Source organism: Olsenella phocaeensis, from assembly GCF_900120385.1.
Classification (GTDB): domain Bacteria; phylum Actinomycetota; class Coriobacteriia; order Coriobacteriales; family Atopobiaceae; genus Olsenella_I; species Olsenella_I phocaeensis.
Genome location: NZ_LT635494.1, coordinates 542,682 through 565,038, shown reverse-complemented (window position 1 = coordinate 565,038; position 22,357 = coordinate 542,682). Strand labels below are relative to the sequence as shown.

At 62.0% G+C, this 22,357-nt stretch carries 17 protein-coding genes; 1 reads left to right on the top strand and 16 read right to left on the bottom strand.

Features of this window, described 5'->3' with window-relative positions; all coding sequences use genetic code 11:
• Window positions 1-130: 130 nt before the first annotated feature.
• The 10 genes from rplW to BQ7388_RS02570 form a co-directional block, all read right to left on the bottom strand.
• Window positions 131-436, bottom strand: a complete 306-nt coding sequence (gene rplW / locus BQ7388_RS02615; RefSeq protein WP_009278412.1) for a 50S ribosomal protein L23 — start codon at window positions 434-436, stop codon at window positions 131-133.
• On the bottom strand, window positions 436-1,059 hold the full coding sequence (gene rplD, locus BQ7388_RS02610; RefSeq protein WP_072499716.1) for a 50S ribosomal protein L4: 624 nt from the start codon (window positions 1,057-1,059) through the stop codon (window positions 436-438). The genes rplW and rplD overlap by 1 nt, the downstream gene beginning before the upstream one ends.
• Before the next feature lie 43 nt (window positions 1,060-1,102).
• The gene (gene rplC, locus BQ7388_RS02605; protein ID WP_072499715.1) at window positions 1,103-1,723 is read right to left on the bottom strand and encodes a 50S ribosomal protein L3; all 621 of its coding nucleotides are present in this window, start codon (window positions 1,721-1,723) and stop codon (window positions 1,103-1,105) included.
• 378 nt (window positions 1,724-2,101) lie between these two features.
• On the bottom strand, window positions 2,102-6,838 hold the full coding sequence (locus BQ7388_RS02600) for a SpaA isopeptide-forming pilin-related protein (RefSeq protein WP_072499714.1): 4,737 nt from the start codon (window positions 6,836-6,838) through the stop codon (window positions 2,102-2,104).
• Between the two features lie 181 nt (window positions 6,839-7,019).
• Entirely contained in the window at window positions 7,020-7,523 is a 504-nt protein-coding gene (locus BQ7388_RS12225) for a hypothetical protein (RefSeq protein ID WP_234946779.1), read from the bottom strand.
• An 82-nt stretch (window positions 7,524-7,605) separates the two neighbouring features.
• On the bottom strand, window positions 7,606-8,610 hold the full coding sequence (locus BQ7388_RS02590) for a Cna B-type domain-containing protein (RefSeq protein ID WP_072499712.1): 1,005 nt from the start codon (window positions 8,608-8,610) through the stop codon (window positions 7,606-7,608).
• Window positions 8,607-9,476, bottom strand: coding sequence for a class C sortase (locus BQ7388_RS02585; protein ID WP_234946776.1), 870 nt, complete (start codon window positions 9,474-9,476; stop codon window positions 8,607-8,609). The genes BQ7388_RS02590 and BQ7388_RS02585 overlap by 4 nt, the downstream gene beginning before the upstream one ends.
• Before the next feature lie 104 nt (window positions 9,477-9,580).
• On the bottom strand, window positions 9,581-11,050 hold the full coding sequence (locus BQ7388_RS02580; RefSeq protein WP_234946773.1) for a SpaA isopeptide-forming pilin-related protein: 1,470 nt from the start codon (window positions 11,048-11,050) through the stop codon (window positions 9,581-9,583).
• Window positions 11,051-11,337: 287 nt separating this feature from the next.
• A complete protein-coding gene (gene lepB, locus BQ7388_RS02575; RefSeq protein ID WP_200781417.1) occupies window positions 11,338-12,009 on the bottom strand; it encodes a signal peptidase I in 672 nt (223 codons plus the stop codon).
• The gene (locus tag BQ7388_RS02570; protein WP_072499709.1) at window positions 12,002-12,307 is read right to left on the bottom strand and encodes a hypothetical protein; all 306 of its coding nucleotides are present in this window, start codon (window positions 12,305-12,307) and stop codon (window positions 12,002-12,004) included. Before BQ7388_RS02570 ends, lepB begins: the two co-directional genes overlap by 8 nt.
• 1,058 nt (window positions 12,308-13,365) lie before the next feature.
• Between BQ7388_RS02570 and BQ7388_RS02565 the strand changes: the two genes are divergently transcribed.
• Entirely contained in the window at window positions 13,366-14,442 is a 1,077-nt protein-coding gene (locus BQ7388_RS02565) for a DUF559 domain-containing protein (protein WP_072499708.1), read from the top strand.
• A gap of 410 nt (window positions 14,443-14,852) precedes the next feature.
• Here the strand turns inward: BQ7388_RS02565 and rpsJ are convergent, their stop codons facing one another.
• From rpsJ to BQ7388_RS02535, 6 genes are all read right to left on the bottom strand, one after another.
• A complete protein-coding gene (gene rpsJ / locus BQ7388_RS02560; protein WP_009278409.1) occupies window positions 14,853-15,161 on the bottom strand; it encodes a 30S ribosomal protein S10 in 309 nt (102 codons plus the stop codon).
• A 60-nt stretch (window positions 15,162-15,221) separates the two neighbouring features.
• A complete protein-coding gene (gene fusA, locus BQ7388_RS02555; RefSeq protein ID WP_009278408.1) occupies window positions 15,222-17,318 on the bottom strand; it encodes an elongation factor G in 2,097 nt (698 codons plus the stop codon).
• Window positions 17,319-17,342: 24 nt separating this feature from the next.
• Window positions 17,343-17,813: a 30S ribosomal protein S7 gene (rpsG, locus tag BQ7388_RS02550; protein WP_062531617.1), complete on the bottom strand. Its 471-nt coding sequence runs from the start codon at window positions 17,811-17,813 to the stop codon at window positions 17,343-17,345.
• A 45-nt stretch (window positions 17,814-17,858) separates the two neighbouring features.
• Complete coding sequence (gene rpsL / locus BQ7388_RS02545; RefSeq protein WP_009278406.1) at window positions 17,859-18,233, bottom strand: 30S ribosomal protein S12; 375 nt, start codon at window positions 18,231-18,233, stop codon at window positions 17,859-17,861.
• A gap of 419 nt (window positions 18,234-18,652) precedes the next feature.
• The gene (locus tag BQ7388_RS02540) at window positions 18,653-18,982 is read right to left on the bottom strand and encodes an ArsR/SmtB family transcription factor (protein ID WP_072499707.1); all 330 of its coding nucleotides are present in this window, start codon (window positions 18,980-18,982) and stop codon (window positions 18,653-18,655) included.
• A 118-nt stretch (window positions 18,983-19,100) separates the two neighbouring features.
• Window positions 19,101-22,357, bottom strand: a 3,257-nt coding sequence (locus BQ7388_RS02535; RefSeq protein ID WP_072499706.1) for a DNA-directed RNA polymerase subunit beta', incomplete at its 5' end; no start/stop codon positions are given.

The following is a 22,357-nucleotide window of genomic DNA, read 5'->3' as shown; positions in this document are numbered from 1 at the left end:
CTTTCCCTTTCTGTCCGTTGGCCGACCCTCTCGGGAATAAGGGGGCGACACCGGATTACCACGGTACCGCGCGTATCCATCCTGCGCGGCATAACAGCCCGGCCTCCCTGGGGAGGCGCGGGCGAATTACCTACTCCTCGGCAGCGGCCTGCTGGTTGGAGAAGATCTCGATCTGCTCACCATCGGCGATGGTGACGACAGCCTTCTTCCAGGTGCGGGTCTTGCCGGTGACATAGCGGACGCGCTTGTTCTTGGGACGGACCCAAAGCGTGTTCACCTTGAGGACGTGAACGCCGAACAGCTTCTCGACGGCAGCCCTGATCTCCTCCTTGGGAGCGTTGCGGGCAACCTCGAAGGTGTACTTGTTGTTCGACATCAGGTCGAAGGAACGCTCGGAGACGACCGGGCGGATGATGACCTCGTAGGCAGAGTTCATTACGCGAGCACCTCCTCGAGCTGCTTGGCAACCGCACAGGACATCACGAGGGCCGCGTTGTCGAGCAGGTTGCGGGTGTTGGCCTCGCAGGAGGCGATGATGGTGACCTTGGGCAGGTTGCGGAAGGCCAGGTAGGTGTTGACGTCGTCGTCGGGAACGACGATGGTGACGCGCTTGCCCTCGAGGCCCAGGGCGGCCAGGACGGCCTTGGCCTGCTTGGTCTTGGGCTCAAGGGAGAGCTCGTCGATCAGGAACAGCTGGGAGTCGGCAAGCTTGCCAGAGAGCGCGGAGCGCATGGCGAGCTTCTTCTCCTTGTTGTTCGCGCGCAGGGCGTGGGAGTGGGGGGTAGGCCCGAAGACGACGCCGCCGCCGGTGAACTGCGGGGCGCGGATGGTGCCCTGGCGGGCACGGCCGGTGCCCTTCTGGCGGAAGGGCTTGACACCGCCGCCGGAGACGGCGGAGCGGTTCTTGGTGGAGTGGGTGCCCTGGCGCAGGGACGCCTCGTAGGCCACCACGACCTGGTGCATCACGGGGACGTTCGGCTCGATGCCGAACACGTTGTCGGAGAGCTCGACGGTGCCGGCCGCCTTCCCCTCAACGTTCTTGACTTCAATGCTGGACATTTGTCCTCCTTGTTAGCCTTAGGGCTCTTCTTACCTCGGCCCTTTAGGCCATGCGGACCTGGACGAGACCGTTCTTGCCGCCAGGGACGGCGCCCTTAACCAGCAGGAGGTTCTGCTCGGCGTCAACGCGGACGAGCTTGAGGTTCTTGACGGTCACGCGCTCGTTGCCCATGTGGCCAGCCATGTGCAGGCCCTTGCGGACGCGCGCGGGATAGGCGCACTGGCCGATGGAGCCGGGCTTGCGCTGGTTGCGCGAGCCGTGGGCCATGGGTCCGCGGGAGAAGTTCCAGCGCTTGATGGTGCCCTGGAAGCCCTTGCCCTTGGAGGTGCCGATGACGTCGACCGCCTTGACGTCGGCGAAGTCCGCGACGGTGACCTGGTCGCCGCACTTGTGCTCCTCGCCGTTCTCGACGCGGACCTCGCGCAGGTAGCGCATGGGCTCCACGCCGTGGGCCTTGAAGTGGCCGGCCATGGGCTTGTTGACGTGCTTGGGCGTGATGTCTCCGAAGCCGATCTGGACGGCATCGTAGCCGTCGGTCGCCTTCGTCTTCACCTGCGAGACGGTGCAGGGGCCTGCCAGGATGACGGTGACGGGGACGACGTTGTCGTCTTCATCCCACACCTGAGTCATCCCGATCTTGCGGCCAAGGATCGTGCTGACCATGCTCTTTCCTTACCCTCGGTGGTCATGGGACCTGTGGGGGCAAGCCCCCTCATGGCGCATCCGGCGCCACTTCCCCAGCGGACCACAGCTGTCGTCTGCCACCTCAGCTGCGGTTTTGTCCTGTGCGCTATGGACAGAACTCCCCCACAAAATCGGCAGCTTGATAAGTTTACATGCCCGGAGCGCCTTTCACAATCTCTTCGCAGAAGTTTTTGGAGCTTCTAGCTGGCGCTTTGTCTACCACTGCCTCGGGCGTATCCATGACAGGGCGAACCTTGGAACTGCGAGTGAGAGATGACGGCCATCTTTCGGGCCGCGGCTCCGTTGGCCAAGGGCGTCCAACGGAGCCGCGCGCAAAGTCTTCGAAGGAAAGCGCAACTATTTAGCAGCCAGCTTCCGACGGGTGCCAACAAGGACAAGCCCGATGAGCGCAAGGGCTGCCACGGACGCACCGATGAGCCTCACCGCCGTCGTCCCCACCCCACCAGTCTTGGGAAGCACGAAGCCAGACGAGGAGTTCGTCACCGTGATGGTGCCAGTCTTGATGCCACCGTTATTGGAGTACGAGACAGTGTAGCCGTTGGGTGCACCAACCTCCTCAATGGTGTAGTAGTAGGCATGGCCCGTGGAGTCGCCTGGCTCGAGGCCATCCCAGTCGTGGGTCCACTGGTTGTTGGCGTTGAGGGTAACGGGGTCCCCCACCGTCTCCTTGTTGGTAAGGGTGTTGTTGGGCTTCGTGTAGTCGGCTATCTTCGCCACGGGATTGTTCTCGTCATGCGTGTTCTGGACCACCACCTCGGTGTCACTCGTGATGTTATCAATCACAATGGGCGGGCTAATATGGCCGTTTGGATCAACGGTCACGGACCTTGCGAGCGCACCGTTGACGTACACGTCAAGGGTCATGCCATTCCAGACATTCCCCATACCAAGCGTGACAGAAGTGCCCTTCTTGACGGTCTCCTGGAGGTGCGTCTCCGGCTTATAGCCCGGATTCGTCTCGTTGCCCTTACTTACAATGTTGATCGTGCAGCTGTCGCTAGGATCTGCAGTCTGTATCTGCCGATAGAGCTGGACCTGCACGCTCGCACCCTCCGGCGCGCTTACCGGTGCACCGCTCGCGTTTGCCCACACCTTTTTGGCAGTGACACGCGTGTAGGTGTTGGGGATGTACATGATACCGCCAACGTTCCTGAAGATCGTCACCTGACTCTGCTGCACGTTAGCACTGGACGCACCGGAAGCATTGTACGAGGAGTTGGCGTTATTGCCGTTGTCCATCCAGATGAAGTAGTGGGGCGTGGTGTCGAGCTTGTAGCCGGGCAGCGCCTTGGTCTCCGTAAGGCGATAGAGCGTGTTGGTCATGAGTGGCGGCTGCGCAACCGCGAGGTCCCACCTGATCTTACCGTCCTGATCGACTGTCAGGGTTTCGTCCTTGGTTACCCAGCCCCCATTCTGCCAGTACTCCAGCTTGAACTCAGTGCCTGGTAGTACCTTCTTGTAGTTGTCGCTGTCGACCTTGTAGATGCTAATTGCCTTCTTCACGGCCGTGGCAGAGGAGCTGGACTCCTTGAGCACCGTCCTCTGCTCGTCCGACCACTTTCCGTTGAGGGTCGCGTGGTTGTTGATCGTCGTGTTGCCGCCAAAGGTCTGATCGAGGGTGTACTCATACGTGAGCACGCAGGCGAGGCTGTCGGGGACAGACACCGTTATCTTGCTGGTGGCAACGTCGTACTGCAGGGTATAGCGGCTGCTGTCAATCTCTGCCCCCAGATGGTGCTCTGCTGAGCTGTCGTACGCATAGAGCTTGACCTTCGAAATGTCCAGCACGGGGTTGTAGCTTCCGGCGTTGCTCAGCTGGTCGGTGAGCTCCAGCGTGTCAGAGCTGGGGTCAAGGTCATCCGCCTTGGGATTGATGTCAACGTAGTACCTGATGGTGCCCGAGGGTGCGACCGTTGGGTTGCCGGCAGCGTTGGTCTTGACGGGATTGCCGTCCTTGTCCAGCTGCTCGCCCGTCTTGCTGATGTTCTTCACGTCGTGCGTGACCTTGGTGTTGGTCGTGGAGGAGTGCCCATTCCAGTCTGCCGTGTTGGTGTAGGTCTTGCTGGCGTTCTTGGGGTCAGCCCATGTCGGGTCGCCGGCGATGGAGACCTTGTAGGTCACCGCTATCAGCGTCCTGGAGTTGAAGTACTTGTAGTTGGGAATCTTTATCTGGAGGTGGGTGGTGCCATCGGCGTTTGTCGACGTCGTGTATGAAAGCTTCTGGTTGCCGTTGAGGTCGCTCTTCTGGTCACCCCATCCGCCGTTATCCGAGTATTCGCCACCACCGTCGGCACTATCCCTGAAGACCGCCTTGATGGAACTCTCGTCGAGCGTCTGGCCGGACGGCAGGTCATCGTTGATGACGATATTCCCCTCATCCGCCTTGGTGGTGTTGAGCAGGAGCCGGTAGGTGAGGATGCCGTTCACGTCGTCATAGTCCACGTTCGCATCCCCGCTGGCGTACGCGTCGGTCCCGCTCGCCGTCTTGTGCCCCGTGTAGACCTGTTTGTCGAACTTCTTCGGCGTCTTGTGCTCGTGCGTGGCCTCGGAAACCTTGCCCTGGCACTCGCCCTTGTTCTTGATGGCCCAAGTCGAACCCTCCGCCGCACCCGACGCGTCGGTATAGGTGACATAGTTGTCAATCTTGAGGTTTTGGGCCTCGATGCTCTGACCGACAGCAGGCGTGACCGTCACCTTGAAGCGCTTGACATGCGTCGTGGTATCGGTGGCGGGGACCTCACTACCATTCGCGTCGTAGTAGGTGACGGAAATCTTCAACTTGTCGGTGTATCCGCGCTCGTCCTCGTAGTAGGAGTTCCAGTAGGTCTTCTGGTCGGCACCCTTGTAGAGGTAGGAGTTGTACCCGTCCACGTTCAGGGAGAGGTGGTCGACAAGGCTCGCCTCCAGGTCGGCGGCAATGGCGTAGTGGCTGTTGGGCCCCATGTCGTTGCCGTCGCCGTCCTGGGCGTTCTCGATCGTGTCCACGTATTCGAACGTCGAGAGGCTCCCCTCGGGAACCGTCACGGTGGTGTTCCAGGTGTTGCGATAGAGACCGGCGACGTCCTCCTTCTGCGTCTCGCTCCCAAAGGACTTGCTCACGTCCCAGGTGCGGTGCTGGATGTCCACGATGCCCGTGTCGCTCTGGTTCTTGCCGTCGGGCGGGTACAGGTACGCCGTGTTGCTTGTCTCGCCGTCAGTGGACGGCACGTCCGCCCAGAAGCCGATGTAGTAGCTTGCCGTCTTCTGCGCGTCGGTCAGGTTGGACGGGAAAGTGAAGTCGATGTATGTGTCTCCGGCCCCTCCGCCCTCGGCCGTGTAGTCGCTCTCGTCACTCCAAACCGTAAATCCGCCCGTCATAGGATACGGAAGGCTGTCGACAACACGCCATCCCGAAATGTCCTTGTGGTTGGGGTTCACCTTGATGCGCCACTGTACCTTGCCAGTATTCTTGTCGTACGTGGTGGCGTACTTGCTGATATCCTTGGTCCACTCGATGCTGTGCCAGTCCCAGGAGTTGTGTGGTCCGCTCGTGGAGCCCGCGGAGTTGGCGACCTTTCCCGCCTCGCTCGTGGCACCGCCGATGTCGGTCGCATAGGTGATGACGTACTTCTCGCCGGCGCCCAGTGCCGGCAGGTTGGAGACCGTGAACTGTGGGTCGCTCCCGCCAGTCCACGACACGTTGTAGTTGTAGGGGTTCCAGGAGCCCTGGATCAGCGTCGTCTCCCCGCCGTTCGCACTGACCTTCACGACCTTGAGCGAGCTCTGGTCGTACGAGTAGGTGACGCCGGACGTACTGTTCCACTTGTCCCACTTGTCCGTGACGGAGACGGGCTCACCTGTGCCCTTGTTGGTGGTGACGGTGACCGTGTAACTCGCCTTGGTGCGGTCGTTATTGGCGAAGGAGCCCGTCTTCTTGGTGGTGATGTCATGGTTGTCCTGCACGGGCGTGACGATGGTGATGGGAGTGCTCGCACCACCGAAGTCGATGGTGCCAGACGTCCCACCACTCGTGTTTGAGACTGTTCCATGGAAGTTGAGGGTGCCCTGAACGGCACCGCCACCCTGGGCGAAGGCCTGGTCGTACGTGATGGTCACCTTGCCGTCGGTATCGATGGTGTAGTCACCGACCTCCTTGCCGCCAGAGGTGACGCGGCCGCTCTGGACGGAGTCGGGCTTCAGCCCATTGGGCAGCTGGTAGCTGATCGTTCGGTTCGCCTCGGTCACCACGCCGGCCGGAATGTTGTAGCTCAGTGCCACCCTCACGCTGTCACCGTCATTGAACTGGGTGGCGGGCGTCCAGGTGCCGTTCACGAGCTTCTCGACCCTCGTGTCTCCCGTGATGTACGGGGTGAGGTCCGTGCCGAGACCGTTGCCGGAGTCTCGACGGGGTGCCTTGGTCACGCGGCTGGGCGCCGATGTCACGGAATCGGAGTCGCCACCAATCCCGTTGTCTGCAACTGAGGGCGCGACGTCACTTGCAGCCCCCGCCCCTACCACCTGGTCGAGCTGCGTGGTGGGGACAGATGCCTTCTTGACGTCAAGAGAGACGACGTCGTTGAGCCGTACGTGCGCAAGTCCGTCCGCATCTGTCCTGAGCGCGCTGAAGCCAAAGTCGAGGTCCACGAAGGCACCCAGCCTCGCTGCGGTAACAGCAGCCTCCGCATCGGTCGCGTCCCTTCCGACGTTCTTGGTGACACTCGCGGCGTCGAACTCTATCGTCAGAACGCCGTCTTTCACGTTTGCAGAGCCGATGACAACCGCATCCGTCTCGTCCCCCTTCGAGACGGTATCCGCTGCATAGACGGGAATCTTGTCATATGCCGCAGAACTCGTATCAAGCGACACGTTGTCAGGCAGCTTGTACTGGAGCGCGGCACCATCCTTGAGGGCGCCCTCCGGCAACTCGAAAGCAAGACGCAGCCTGAGGTCGGAGTTCCCGTCCAGCGCATCCGACCCGTCCGTCTTGACCCATGCATCCTCGCCCTCGCCGGGATCCCTGAAGAAGAGCGCGGAGTCCTTTGTGATGGCGGACGAAAGGGTCGTGCCGCCCGTCAGGGCCATCGCGGGGTTCATCAGGACAAAGCAGGAAACGGCAACGACAACGGACGCCATCACCCCGACGACCCAGCGCCATGCACGACGCCCACGATTGTCCCTTAGCATGGTCGTCACGTTGTCTAGTAGCGTGCTCATAGTCAGCTCCAACCCATCCAACTGGCTCCACCGCGTGGATTTCTCCGAGACTTCTCCCTCGCTAAGAGGTCTCGGAGCAACCCACCCAATGCCTCTCGCCAAACGCACCCTCGTAGTACACGAGCAAGTCGAAGTCGTCGTCAAAGTCAGACTTCGTCGTGCCCGAGCTTGCCACCTCGTACGTCCTAACAAGACCATCTACCCCGGTAAAGGTAACCGCATCACCATCGCCGAGACCACCTATTCGCCCAATGCCACCTTGATAGGAGGACCCGCAAACGACCAGCTCTCCATCACGACTGCCAACCTGGCATGGCACGAGACTCGCGTCGCTTCCCACCGTACCCACTGGCACGTCAAGCCCTACAGCCCTCGCAGACAGTCGCCCGATGACATCCATTCCCAGCAACTCCCGGGCGGGCAGCTCGTGGTCCTGATCCTTTCCCGTGACTGTCCCGGATGCGTCACCCCCACCTGGCTTTTCAAGCTCACTCAGGATGCCAGAGCATAGTTCTGCGCTCTTCCGTGCTCCGGCCTGCCTTGCCATGAACGACGCGGCTAGCACGGCTCCTGCCAGGGCCAGCAAAGTGACCCCAACGCGCGTCCAGGGAATGTGGCGGCCGCCAGTCCTCCGAACAGGCGCCATATTAGGAACCATCCCCATCACGCCTCTTGTACACACCCACAACGATGCAGGTCAGGCCAACAAGCAGAATCCCCCCGACCAAGGGGAGGTTGTGCGGGTCTCCCGTCTTGGGAAGCTTGCCCGGACCCTTGGGCGTGGTTGGCGTGTGGCTGTTAGTGACCATGAAGGTCGACGTTCTGACGGACCCATCATCACTGCGTGATACCGTTGCCGAGGAGCTGATGGAGCAGGTGTACCCGCCAAGCGTATCGGTGACCTCGCGAACGGACCAATCGCCCTTGCCCTCCCAGGCGTAGGACCAGTCGTTGCTGGAATTGAGCTCCACGGTGTTATAGAGACGTGTTCCATCGAAGATTTGGACAGTGACTGATGACGGACGCGTTCCGCGGGAGTCTCCCTTCCACAGCTTTATTACCTTATTCTCGAAGTGCTCAACTGACACCTTGTCCACCTTGTCAGCTCTGACGGTGCGCGCGTATGCATAAGTGCCATCCGCTTTCATTGCCGGAACGCTTATCAGGTACGGTTTCGAGATATACGTCGTTCCGTCAACTGTCGTGGTGTCAGCAATGATGAGATACATGCCCGGCTTCAGGCCGGTCAAGCTGGCACTGCCGGACGCCGCTACCGCACTTGCGCTCTCGAAGCCAGATGCGCCAGCGACAACATAGCCGCTATATGTCTGGGCAATGGCCTCCAGAGTTGCTGCGCTTGTCCCGTCCGTGAGGTCTGCGGGGTCATAACCTGATGCAGAGACTGCCTCTGCCAATGCGGGAACCGCAGAAAGCTTGCCGTCGGCACCCATGGACGCCACGCGATACGCCGTGAACCTCTGTCCTTCCGCCTTGCAATCGCTCAGCGTGATGGTGCATAACGCATCGGTATCGACCACCCCAGCCGCATATGTCCGCGCAGGCAGCAAGAGCCCCACGACACAGGCCAAAAATAGAAGGGCAAGCGCACGAAGCCCACGCACCTCGTGCCTGCGCATGATGTCGTCCTTCAACTTTCTGCCCTTCCTTTCCTATCTGCCCGCCCCGCGCTCCGAGTACCCCGCGCAAGCGGCCGGTTCCGTACGAGGCCCACGACCAAGACCACCCCGAGCACCGCTACCGCAAATACCGTGGCGACGAGCAGCGGGTCAATGCGCTCTGCGTCAGCGGTGACGTCCGTGACCGACTCATTGGGCACCCTATGCCCACGTACGAGCAGCCGGTGGGTATTGACCCCATAGGGAGTGCATGTAACGAGCGTGCAGTAGTCCTGTCCGTCGTCAATTGCAAGGTCTTCCAGCTGGTCGGGTAGGACAGTCCTGATCTGGTCCACCTGGTAGGTCAACGTCTGATCCACCACGTGCAACGTGAACAGGTCACCCTCCTCGAGTTGGTCTATGTCTGTAAACAAACGCGCCGACGGAAGTCCGCGGTGGCCGGAGATCACGGCGTGCGTGCCCTCCCCACCAACAGGAAGCGAGGAGCCCGGAATGTGTCCTATGGCAACTTGCAGGATGGTGTCACCGGTACCGTGATAGATGGGCAGGTTCACCCCTATCCTGGGAATCTTGATATAGCCCATGATTCCCGTACCGGTGACATCCAGGATGCTCCCGTACTCCTCACGCTCCTCGTCGCTCAGGTTGAAGCGTCCCTCTCCATGAGAGAGGGCTTCGTTGTATGCGACGGCAGCATCCCACAGCTCCTTGTTCCGCTCTGGCGAGTTGTCCTTGACGGCCTCCTCGTATGTCGCAATCGCCTGCGTCTGATGCATGTCGTTCCACCAGTCACTGACGCTGGGGTAGAGCAGCAAGCCGATGCCGACCATAAGCGCCATGACCAGAAGCGCCTCTGGAAGTCTCTTCCTCAGTCCCGACACATCGTCTCGCTCACTGCATCTTCTTTCCCTGTTCCGCAATGCACCCCGCCTCGCGGAGTGAGGCCGGACTGGCCCCACTCCGCGAGCGAGAGAAGCTAAAGGTCCTACGCCTCGAAGCCGTTGGTGCGACGGCGGATGGCCAGGCCTGCGCCAGCGGCGACAACCAGCAGGCCGCCGACTACATAGAGCACGGTGGTGCCCATGCCGCCCGTGGAGGGCAGGGTGGAGCCAGACTTGTTGATGACCGTGGTGGTGATGGTGCCGGCAGTCGTGTCGACATTTGCCTTCTGGCCGCTGGTGCCCAGGTCAATCTCGCCCGTAGTCGCCTGACCGTTGATGCTGGTCAGCTTCTTGCCAGAGTCATCCTTGACGGAAGTGACAGTGAACTTAATCGGAGCGATGGTGTTGTAGCCGGTCGGGGTCTTGGTCTCGGTCAGCGTGTACTCGCCGTCGTCGAGGCCAGTGAAGTTGAACTGCGTCCCGCTCTCGGCGGTGGTGACGGCGATGGTCTTAGAGGAGCCGTCCTTCATCGTCTTCGTCAGGGTGAACTCAGCGCCGGCGAGCGGCTTGCCGGGGGTGGAATCGTCGACCTTGTTAACGACGACCTTGTAGGTGAACACGATGACGGTGTCCTCGGGGGTCTTGCCATGGTGCTGCTCGTTGTTGGAGTCGTTGGAGAACTCGATGTTGCTGGAGTTGACGTTGCCCGCGGAGCCGATGTTGGCACCGGTGAGCAGCTCGGAGGTGTACTCGACCGTCACCGCGGAACCGGCATGAGCGTCGGTCTGCTTGAGGTCGGTAAAGACAACGTCGAACCCGGTGGAGGTAACGTTAACGGAGTACTTGCTGGAATCGACAGTGTTGCCGTCAATCTTCACGACGACGTCCTTGGGGTCACCGAGCTGGCTCTTGTTGTACGTATCATGGAACGCGAAGTAGTAAGGCTTCGTGTAGCTGGCGTAGTCGGAGGCCACGGTGCCGGTCAGCTTGAACGGCACGGCATCGCCGATGTCGTAGTCGGCCGTGTTTTGCCAATCGCTGGTGACACCGGTGGTGTCGTTCGTATCCTTGACTTCCTTCTTGGAGGTCGTAGTGGTGTCCTTAGCGGTCACCGCGGTATCGCCCACAACCTGCAGCATGTACTTGGAGTACGTGTCGTTGGTCAGCGACTCAGTGACGTCCTTGATGAAGTAGTAACCGTCGCCGGTCACGGCAATCTCGCCGTTGTTGGAGGCGACCTTCGTCGTGGACAGGTTAGCCGCGATGACCTTGGCCAGCGCCTCGGCGTCGGCGGACTTGTCGGTGATGCCGCTCATGGCCGCCGCAGCGGTCACGGCATCGGTCGCGCTCGTGAACTTGGAGCCGATGGTAGCGTCGTTCTTAAGGGCGGCCAGCAGTGCGTCGCCGTTGACGCCGGAGCCCCACGTGATGTTCTGAAGCTGCTTGCTACCACTATCGTACGTGCCCGTGAACACCTGGTAGGCCTCGTAGGAGTGTGTGTCGACCTGGCCCGAGGGCTCGCTCACCGTGATGGTGTGCGGAGTTGTCGTATCCGCGAACGCCTTGGCGGGCACCAGGGCCATCACCATGACGAGGGCGGCAAGGGCTACGAGGATGCCCCCCCCGCAAACTTTTTGCTCAGACTGCTCATGTGAACCTTCCTTCTCTCGTGCCGCTTCCCTGCACTTGCCTACCTTGTACGTGCAACCATGGGGTTGCTGAATCGGGTAGTCGTCCTAAGGATCCTGACCCTTTGCTTCGCTCAACGCCACTCTTTCCTTCAGACTTCCTTGAATATGATACCGATACCATACCGTAATTGTGCAAAGATAGTTGCCCGAATCACTTTGCAGGACCTGAGTCATTCCATGGTGCCAAACGACGCAGGAGGCCACACGCGAAGAACGAGCTTGCCCGCCACTTGGTCTGAGGATATGCAGCCCACCTGTGACGTGCGCGAATCCACCGACATGCTTCGATGGTCTCCCATGACGAAGTACTTGCCCTCGGGCACCTGATAGGGAAGCGGGATGTCGCATTGGCCCAGGCTCTTGGTACCGGGTCGAAGGTAGCCCTCATCCAGCTCCTGGCCATTGACGCTCACGATGCCATCTTGGTCGATGTTCACCCAATCCCCCTCTCTGGCAATGACTCGTTTTACGAGAACCTTGTTGTTGTAGCTAAATGCCATGAGGTCCCCGACGTGCAGGTCGCCACCCTTGACCGCAAGGACAACATCGCCTTCCGAGAGCGTGGGTGTCATCGAGTCACCAAAGATTCTGAACAGCGGAAACGCAAGCAGCGACCCCAAGACTGACACCGCAAATACCGTAGCAAGGGCCGCAACCGTATTCTTTGCTACCCTGCCCCTTCCACGCTGACGTTGCACGCGCTCGTACTCGTGCTGAACCTGAGCTATGGTCGGAAGCTTCTTGTCAGAGGAAGCGACATGCAGGTGCATGGCCCGCCCGTGACGGGGGGGACGTGTGGGACGCATGCCTGCGCCGCTACCGCCTGCCACATGCTCATCCATCGCTCCGCCTCCCCCCGGCATCACTTGCCTCCACGACACCGCCTCCCGTTTTGACCGCCCCTCCTGGATGAACAGGCATGCCGATATTCCGTTTGTATATATCTATTGCATGCTGCGCATCCTGAAAAACGCCCGCCAACCTCAACGATGCCTCCGCAAGGGATTCCGAGTCTGCCACGACGATGTCATACTCCCTAAGCCTTTGCTCTGATTCGGCAAGCTGGCAGCGCAAGCGTTCGTTTTCTTCCATGGCGCCCTTGAGCAACTGAAGCAGCTGAAGGCGGTCAAGCCTTCTCAAATCCAACTCCTGCAGGTCGTTGGAGCCATCAAGTTCATGCTCGCCCTTCGGTGCCCCACCAAAAATTCCTCTCAGGATGCTGCGCCGCAAAATGGCCCTACGACCATGCGCTGGCCCACTCGTGGGGCGAGTAACCGATGGGCTCTTGCCACTCATGCCTTCGTTGCTCCGAACGTTCGAAACCACCCCGTGAGCAGGCCCCATCTCGAAGCCCCTTCCGAATGGTTTGGCGGTGCTACCACGTACGATTAAAGTGCGTTTGGCGCCATGCCGAATGACATGCCGATTGATGGCGTTGGAAGCTCATCTTCAGTTACTCTCGGATAACCGATAACAATTTTTTGCCATATTCGACTGCTGTCTTGTGGAATTATACGCGTCAATTCCGTGAGTGGTACCTATTAATCGACAGATGAACCGCTCCCAGCTTTCGCGACGACCCCATCGCATGCAATTGTTTCTTGCCCACCACCGTCTCGGACGTACCCATAGGAGTCGTAGACGGGTGCCTTGGGAGGCGTGCAGGCGTGGGGCACAGCAATCTTGTTCTTTTCTCGCCTACTGCTGGGTATTTGGCGTCATTCTCACCCGATAAAGAACGCGCCAGCCCCCATGGGATCATCCGCCGCGTCCGGGTGACACCCGCATCCAGCCGGCACCCCACTGACCAACAGTCGTGCGGCGTTCTTTACTCTACCCCATCTGCGTCATTTCCCGAACCCATACGACTTCGGAACATCCAGGGGCTTTTTCGCGCATCCGTCGTTCTTTACGCCGCGATATCCACTGCGAGTCACCAAAACACTCCAGTAGAGAACGCCTATTGACGTACCGGACGAGTATATGTTCTTTACTGACCCTGAATGGGCGGATAATGCAACTAATACAGCGTAAAGAACAGCCGAGATCTTTGTGTGACCATCACTACCTGCTAATTTTCGCACATATCAGACTGCCGCAAGTCTGGTGCCAGCTCACTTTTTATTTATATCATTCGCTCGTCGCGCTCCGGGGACAATAACTGGTACGACAGGTCCAGCGAAGGGGAGGGGCGGGGGGTGCGCTACGTCTGCAGTCACGAGGATGCCATATGGTACTGGTACCGCAACCGCAGCAGGGGGCTCGACCGGGCGCCTCGGCTTGCCCGCCCCTCGCTCGATGGCACCACATCGGCCCGCTACAAGCTTCAGCGGCTTGGGCTGGAGAGGCATGGCGTCGTGCCCTGCCCCACGTTCCTGCTGGGTGAGGCGTCGTGCAGCGGAGGTGAGTCGGGCGTCACGCGACAGATTACCGTCTCGCAAGCGGCGAGCAACCACCTGTCACTTGCGTTCTGCCCGCATCGTTGGCACGGGCCTCTCCCCGCTGGATCCCTCGTGCAGATTGGAGACGGACTGTTCGTCTGCACGCCGGAGCTTGCGTTCTTGCAGATGGCGAATTCCTTGGATGAGGTGAGCCTCGTCCGACTGGCATGCGTGCTCTGCGCCAAGTACGCGCTTGATACCCAGGCGGTCGTAGCTAACCAGACGCGCGCGGCCCCCGTTGGCCTCACTCCGTCTCGCACAAGCGAGGGGGCAATCACTTCGACGCCACCATTGACCAGCGTCTCGAAGCTTCGCCAGCTCCTCGATTGCTGCGATTCTCACCATGGGAAGCCTCGAGCGACGAAGGCCCTGGCCCTCTGCGGAGAAAACGCAGCGTCTCCCCGAGAAGTCGAGATGTTCCTGCTGGCGACACTGCCCAGGCGTCTGGGTGGCTTTGGCCTGAGTGGTGCGGTAATGAACGCGCGCGTCACGCCAAGCTCACGCGATGCAGCCCTACTCGACCGTAGTGACAGGCAATATGCAGACATCGACCTCTACTGGCCTGCAGCAAAGGTGGGAATCGAGTATCAGGGCCGATATCACGAGGACACTCTATCCGAGGACCGAAGGAGGCTCAACATGCTTACGAGCATGGGGCTGAGGGTCTTGCAGGTGGACAACCAGCAGCTTCTGAATGTGTCGACGTTCATGGGCACGATGGCACAGGTTCGCCGGATGTGCGGGAAGGCTGACCTGAACACCAGCACGAGCTGGCTTGTGCGGCATGACGAGCTGAGAAGGAGGCTGCTGGGCGCAGGCAAGATGCGCCTATAAGCCGAAGTCGGTGGCGATGGTTCGCACCGGGCTTGGTTGAGGGCTGTTCTCAACTGCCATAGCCCTCGCCCTTCATCGCCGTCGTGCGTTGTAAAGAACATCCGTGGGCGAGGATGGGAAATCGGCTGTTCTTTACGGCGCTCGTTTTGCCGCAGCGTAAGACTGAACTACGAGAAAAGAACATCCAGGCTGCCAGAGAGTCGAAAAACGTTCCTTACCAGGGGGCTGCGGCGACGAAGAGGTGTTCCAAGCGAGAAAAGAACGCACCCAGAAGGTGGTGGGCACCTCGCCCCCCGAGTAGCTGCGGCCACGCGATAACGTCACCGCGACCACGCGACGGCGAGAGACGCAAGAAGGGGCCCGGCCGAAGCCGAGCCCCCTTGCAAGTCATCTTGCGACCGAGCTAAGCCCTAGAGCTTGATCTCGATGTCCACGCCCGCGGGAAGGTCGAGGCGCATGAGCGAATCGACGGTCGAGGAGCTGGGGTCGAGGATGTCGATGAGGCGCTTGTGGGTGCGCATCTCGAACTCCTCGCGCGAGTCCTTGTCCTTGTGGGGCGAGCGGATGACCGTGTAGAGGTTGCGCTCGGTGGGCAGGGGGATGGGGCCGGACACGCGGGCGCCAGTCTTCTGGGCGGTGTCCACGATGAGCTTTGCGGACTGGTCCACTACCTCGTGATCGTAGCCCTTGAGGCGAATCCTGATCTTCTGGCTTGACACTTCAAATACCTCCATCGAATAGCGGCTGCGAGTTGCTCGCGCTGCCATTGGCTACTTTGCTTACGAGGCGCTTCCGCCGTTCTTGCTGACAATCTCCTCGCGGACGTTCTTGGGAACGGGCTCGTAGGAGTCGAACTGCATGGTGTAGGAAGCGCGGCCCTGGGTCTGGGAGCGCAGGTCGGTGGCGTAGCCGAACATCTCGCCCAGGGGCACCTTGGCCCTGATGAGCTTGGTGTTGGCACGGTCCTCCATGCCCTCGATCTTGCCGCGGCGACCGCTCAGGTTGCCCATGACGTCGCCCATGTACTGCTCGGGCGTCTCGACCACGACGGACTCGACGGGCTCGAGGAGCACCGGGTCGGACTTGGCGAGGGCGTTCTTAATCGCCATGGAGCCGGCGATCTTGAAGGCGGCCTCGGAGGAGTCGACCTCGTGGTAGGAGCCGTCGACCAGGGTGACCTTCACGTCCTGGACGGGGTAGCCGGCGATGACGCCGGTCTCCAGAGCCTCCTGGATGCCCTTGTCCACAGAGGGGATGTACTCCTTGGGGATGGAGCCGCCGACGGTGGCGTCGACGAACTCGTAGCCAAAGCCGGCCTCCATGGGCTCCAGGTCGATGATGGCGTCACCGTACTGGCCGCGGCCGCCGGACTGGCGGACGAACTTGCCCTGCACGTGCTGCACGGCCTTGCCAGCGGTCTCGCGGTAGGCGACCTGGGGCTTGCCCACGTTGCACTCGACGTGGAACTCGCGGCGCAGGCGGTCGACGATGATCTCGAGGTGCAGCTCGCCCATGCCGGCGATGATGGTCTGGCCGGTCTCGTGGTCGGTGTGCACCTGGAAGGTCGGGTCCTCCTCGGCGAGCTTGGCCAGGCCCACGGACATCTTGTCCTGCTCGGCCTTGGACTTGGGCTCGACGGCGACGTCGATGACGGGCGCGGCGAACTCGATGGACTCGAGCACGATGGCGTGCTTCTCGTCACAGAGGGTGTCGCCGGTGGAGGTGTTCTTGAGGCCGACGCAGGCGACGATGTCGCCGGCGGAGCACTCCTCGCGGTCGACGCGGTCGTTGGCGTTCATCTCGAGGATGCGACCCAGGCGCTCACGGTTGTCCTTGACCGAGTTGTAGACGTAGCTACCGGACTCGGCCTGGCCGGAGTACACGCGGATGTAGGTGAGCTTGCCGACGAAGGGGTCGGTCATGATCTTGAAGGCGAGGGCGGAGAAGGGCTCCTTGGGGTCCGCGTGACGGACCTCGTCCTCGCCCTTCAGGTTCTTGCCGTCGATCTCGGTGACGTCGAGGGGGCTGGGCAGGTAGTCCACGACGGCGTCGAGGAGCTCCTGGATGCCCTTGTTCTTGTAGGCGGAGCCCACGAAGACGGGGTTCATCTCGCCGGCGAGGACGCCCTTGCGAATGGCGGCCTTGAGCTGGTCGACGGAGATCTCCTCCTCCATGAGGATGGCCTCCATGAGCGCGTCGTCGAAGTTGGCGGCGGCGTCGAGGAGCTCCTCGCGCTTCTCTGCCGCGAGCTCGGCGAACTCGTCGGGGATGGAGTCCATGACCTCGGGATAGATCATCCCCTTGGCGTCCTCCTTGAAGTCCCAGGCCTCCATGGTGACGAGGTCGATGAGGCCCCAGAAGTTGGACTCGGCGCCCATGGGAATCTGGGCGGCTACGGCAGCGGCGCCCAGACGGTCCTTCATGGTCTCGATGGCGTGGAAGAAGTCGGCGCCAACGCGGTCGTACTTGTTGATGAAGGCGATGCGGGGCACGCCGTAGTTGGCAGCCTGGCGCCACACGGTCTCGGACTGGGGCTGGACGCCTGCGACGGCATCGAAGACGGCGACGGCACCGTCGAGGACGCGCAGGCAGCGCTCGACCTCGGCCGTGAAGTCAACGTGGCCCGGGGTGTCGATGATCTGGATGACGTGGTCCTTCCAGAAGCAGGTGGTGGCGGCGGAGGTGATGGTCACGCCGCGCTCCTGCTCCTGAACCATCCAGTCCATGGTGGCGGCACCGTCGTGGACCTCACCGATCTTGTGGGTCTTGCCGGTGTAGTAGAGGATGCGCTCGGTAGTGGTGGTCTTGCCTGCGTCGATGTGGGCCATGATGCCGATGTTTCGCAGGTCTTCGAGCTTGTACTTAACTTTCGCCATTTCGCTACTTCCTCGAGCCTTCGATTAGAAACGGTAGTGCGAGAAGGCGCGGTTGGCCTCTGCCATCTTGAAGAGGTCCTCGCGACGCTTGACGGAGGCGCCGACGCCGTTGGCGGCGTCCATGATCTCGTTGGCGAGGCGCTCGGCCATGGTCTTCTCCTTGCGGGCGCGGGAGAAGTTCACGATCCAGCGGATGGCCAGGGTGGTGGCACGACGGGAGTTGACCTCCATGGGCACCTGGTAGGTGGCGCCGCCGACGCGCTTGGGCTTGACCTCGAGGGTCGGGCGCACGTTGTCCATGGCCTTCTTGAAGACGGAGAGGGCGTCCTGCTCGGTCTTGGCGGCGACCATGTCGAAGGCACCGTAGACGATGCGCTCGGCGGTGGCCTTCTTGCCATCGAGGAGGACCTTGTTGATGAGCTGGGTCACGAGACGGTTGTTGTAGACGGCGTCGGGGATGACCTCACGACGAACTGCTGCTGCACGACGCGGCATGTGTATCTCCTAAGAACTGGAAAGGCTGATTCAGGATTTGGGGTCTTACTCCTTGGGGCGCTTCGCGCCATAGCGGGAGCGGGCCTTCTTGCGGTCCTGAACGGCAGCGCAGTCATAGGCGCCGCGGACGATCTTGTAGCGCACGCCGGGGAGGTCGCGGACGCGGCCGCCACGGATGAGGACGATGGAGTGCTCCTGCAGGTTGTGGCCCTCGCCGGGGATGTAGGCCGTGACCTCGATGCCGTTGACGAGGCGCACGCGGGCGACCTTGCGCAGCGCCGAGTTGGGCTTCTTGGGCGTGGTGGTGAAGACGCGGGTGCAGACGCCGCGCTTCTGGGGGTTGTGCTGCAGGGCTGCGTTCTTGGACTTGGCCTTGTGGGACACGCGGCCCTGGCGGACGAGCTGGTTGATGGTAGGCAAAGCTTTCTCCTTCGTAGAGCGTGCGAGTAGGCGGTGCGCGAGCACCTATGTATCAAGGACGGCGCAGCACCGTCGTCCCGGATTGTCATGCGCATGACAGTCGCGCCGGGAAACATTACGCCCAATAAGGGCAGATGTCAAAATACCACGGGTCCGGGCGTATCCTTGATTCATCCATATTACACAGGCGAGAGACGAGCCGGAACGCCGGCGGAGAAGCAGTGTGCAACGAGGCGGGCGGCGCCCGTCGCACGCAAACGTGCTGCAGATGGCCACCCGCCCCCCACGCGCGACCGTCGTTCTCTATGCCAATCTATGAAACCGAGGATACAAAACCCCAGTTGACGAGCCTCTCGATTCAGGAGAAGGCATAGAGAACGCATGTGGGCGGGGGCGGGGCGGGGGGACTACGCAGAGGCCTAGGAGACGGACTCCTCCGCAGCATGCTTGAGGCCCGTGGCGATGAGGGCGCTCACGTGGTCGTCTGCCAACGAGTAGATGACGCGCTGCCCGTCTCGCCTGGAGCTCACCAGGCCTCGGTCCCTAAGCAGCCTGAGCTGGTGCGATATGGCGGATTGCGTCACATTGCACGCCTCGGTCAGCTCACTCACGCTCCTCTCGCCCATGACCAGGACGCCAAGGATCTGGAAGCGCGTCGAGTCGCTGAGCGCGTCGAAGATCTGCGTGGCACGGTACACGATGTCGTCGCTGGCAAGGCATTCCTCGAGCGTGCACGCCGTCTCTTCCATGGGACTCCCCTCTTCAGGCGCCCGTCCTCCCCCATCGATTCTAGGCAAGAGGGACCTCTCGTACGAGAGGGGCCCGCCACTCTCGTGACGGGCCCCGCGCCAAGCATCCAGACGAGAGCTACTCCTCGTCGCCGTCCTCGCTCTGCTCCACCTGCGAGAGCAGGTCGTGCAGGGAGCCAAGGTCCTCGTTGATGACCTGGTCGCCCTCGTCGTCAGAGGTCTCGCTGCTGCCACCGATGAGCTCGTCGTCGAAGCTGTGCTTCGCGGGAGCCGCGGTGCCCAGCATGATGTCGTTGTCGGCATCAGGCGAGAACACCATGTTGAGCAGTTGCGAGAGGTCCTCGCTGTCCGCCTCGTCCTCGTCGGGCTCGAGGATGTAGAGGAGGTTGCGCGCCTCGAGGCCGTCACGGAGCTCCTCGATCGCCTTGGCGCCGATGCCGTCGATGCGCAGGAGGTCGTCCTCGGTCTTCCCGATGAGGTCACCCACGGTCTCGATGCCGACCTCGCTGAACTTGTTGGTCCAGCGCTGCGACACCCCGAGGTCGTCGAAGAGGTAGAGCTTCGCGTCCTCGCTGGAGAGGGTGCGGCCGTTCTTGGAGTAGACGCCGCCGAAGCCGTAGTCGTCGCCGATCCAGTCGAGCTGCTTGGGCAGCTGGTCCTCGATGCCCTTGAGCCTCTCGGGAGCCCAGTCGGGCAGGCTCTTCGCCATGGGCGAGGTGGGGCCGTCGATGACCTGGCCGTGGTAGGTGAGCTTGACGTCGCCGTACGCCTTGAGGCCGGTGCCTGCGGGAATCTTCTTGCCCACGATGACATTAGACTTGAGGTCCAGCAGGTGGTCGACCTCGCCCTTGATGGCGCTCTCGGTGAGGACGCCGGCGGTGCGGATGAACGACGCGCTCGACAGCCAGGAGTCGATGGAGCTGGCCACCTTGAGGGTGCCCAGGATGACCGGCTCGGCCTCGGGGGGTGTGCCGCCCGCGAGGGCGATGTTGCGCACCGTGTTGGCGAAGACGTAGCGGTCGACGTACTGGCCCAGCAGATAGGTCGAGTCGCCGGGGTTGGTGACCTGGACGCGGCGCAGCATCTGGCGCGCGATGACCTCGATGTGCTTGTCGTTCAGGTCGACGCCCTGGGAGGTGTAGACGTCCTTGACCGACTTGACGAAGGTGTGCATCGTCGATTCGATGTCGGTGAGCTTGCGCAGCTTGCGGAAGTTGACGAAGCCGCGGGTCACCTGGTCGCCAGCGCGGACCTCGGCACCGTCCTCGATGCCCGGCATGAAGCGGACGGACGCGGGGACCCTCCACTCGGCCAGGATGCGGCTGGGGTCCTCGGTGTCGAGGATGCGCAGCTGGTACTCGGTCTGCTCGGGGGTGATCTGGAGCGTGCCGGTGTAGGGCGCCAGGTCGGCCTCGCGGCCCAGGATCTTCTCGTTGACGTTGCCGACGACGTCGAACATGCGGGCGACGGTGGGCAGGCCCTGCGTGATGTCGTCCGCGCCGGCGACGCCGCCGGAGTGGATCGTACGCATCGTGAGCTGCGTGCCGGGCTCGCCGATCGACTGGGCGGCGATGATGCCCACGGAGGTGCCGATGTTGACGGGCCTGCGGGTCGAGAGGTCCCAGCCATAGCACTTCTGGCAGACGCCGTACTTGGACTTGCAGGTCAGCAGGGCGCGGAGCTGGACCTTCTTCAGGCCGGCAGCGACCATGGCCTCGAGGTCCGCCTTGGACTCGACGTAGCCGTCCTTCGCGACGATGACCTCGCCGGTCTGGGGGTTGACGATGTCCTCGAGCGCGCAGCGGCCGATCAGGTCGGTGTCGACGTCCGTCTCGCCCGGCTTGACGAGGTCGTAGGTGACGGCCTCGTCGGTGCCGCAGTCTTCCTCGCGCACGATGACGTCCTGCGCGACGTCGACCAGACGACGGGTCAGGTAGCCGGAGTCGGAGGTGTGGGACGCCGTGTCGACCAGGCCCTTGCGGGCGCCGTAGGTCGAGATGAAGTACTCGAGCGGCTCCAGGCCCTCGCGGAAGTTGGCCTTGATGGGCAGGTCGATGGTGTCACCGGACATGTCGGCCATGAGACCTCGCATGCCCGCGAGCTGCCTGAGCTGCGTCTTGGAGCCTCGGGCGCCGGAGTCGGCCATCATGTAGATGGGGTTGTCCTCGGCGAAGCCCTCGAGCATCTTGGTGCCCAGGGTCTCGGTGCACTCGGTCCAGGCGTTGATGACCTCGGCGTGGCGCTCGCGCTCGGACAGGAAGCCGTCCTCGTAGTACTCGTTGATCTGGTCGACCTTGGCCTGCGCGTCCTCGAGCAGCTCGGGCTTGTCGTCGGGAATCGCGGCGTCCCAGACCGAGATGGTCAGGCCGGCGCGGGTCGCGTAGTGGAAGCCGCTGTGCTTGATGGCGTCCAGGATGGGCTCGACCTCGGCGGTGCTGTAGCGGTCGCAGCAGTCGTTGACGAGCGCCGAGATATCACCCTTGGACATCTTGAAGTTGATGAAGGGGTAGTCCGCGGGCAGGCACTGCCGGTTGAAGATCACGCGGCCGACGGAGGTCTCGATGCGCACGGGACGCTCGGTGACGTCGTAGTCCTGGAACTGGCCACGGCCCTCCATGACGCGGAAGACCCTCCTGTCGCCCTCGACCACGTTGGCGTCCTCCGAGGAGACGCGCACCGTGACCTTGGCCTGGATGTCCACCCTGTCGCGGCAGTCGTAGGCATTCATGGCGTCGTCGAAGTCGGCGAAGACGCGCCCCTCTCCCTCGACGCCGTCCTTCTGGGTGGTGAGGAAGTACACGCCGAAGACCATGTCCTGCGAGGGGACGGTGAGGACCTTGCCCGACGCGGGCGAGCGCAGGTTGTTGCTCGAGAGCATGAGCACGCGGGCCTCGGTCTGCGCCTCGGTGGAGAGGGGCACGTGGACCGACATCTGGTCGCCGTCGAAGTCCGCGTTGAAGGGAGCGCAGACGAGCGGGTGCAGGTGGATGGCCTTGCCCTCGACCAGCACGGGCTCGAAGGCCTGGATGGAGAGGCGGTGCAGGGTCGGCGCGCGGTTGAGCAGCACCAGGCGACCCTTGATGACCTCGTCCAGGACGTCCCAGACGGCCGGGGCGCTGCGGTCGATGGCGCGCTTGGCGCCCTTGATGTTCTCGACCTTGCCCAGCTCGACCAAACGACGCATCACGAAGGGCTTGAAGAGCTCGAGAGCCATGGTGGAGGGCAGGCCGCACTGATGCAGCTTGAGGTGCGGGTCGACGACGATGACCGAGCGGCCGGAGTAGTCGACGCGCTTGCCCAGCAGGTTCTGGCGGAAGCGGCCCTGCTTGCCCTTGAGCGCCTCGGCGAGCGACTTCAGCGGACGCCCGCCACGGC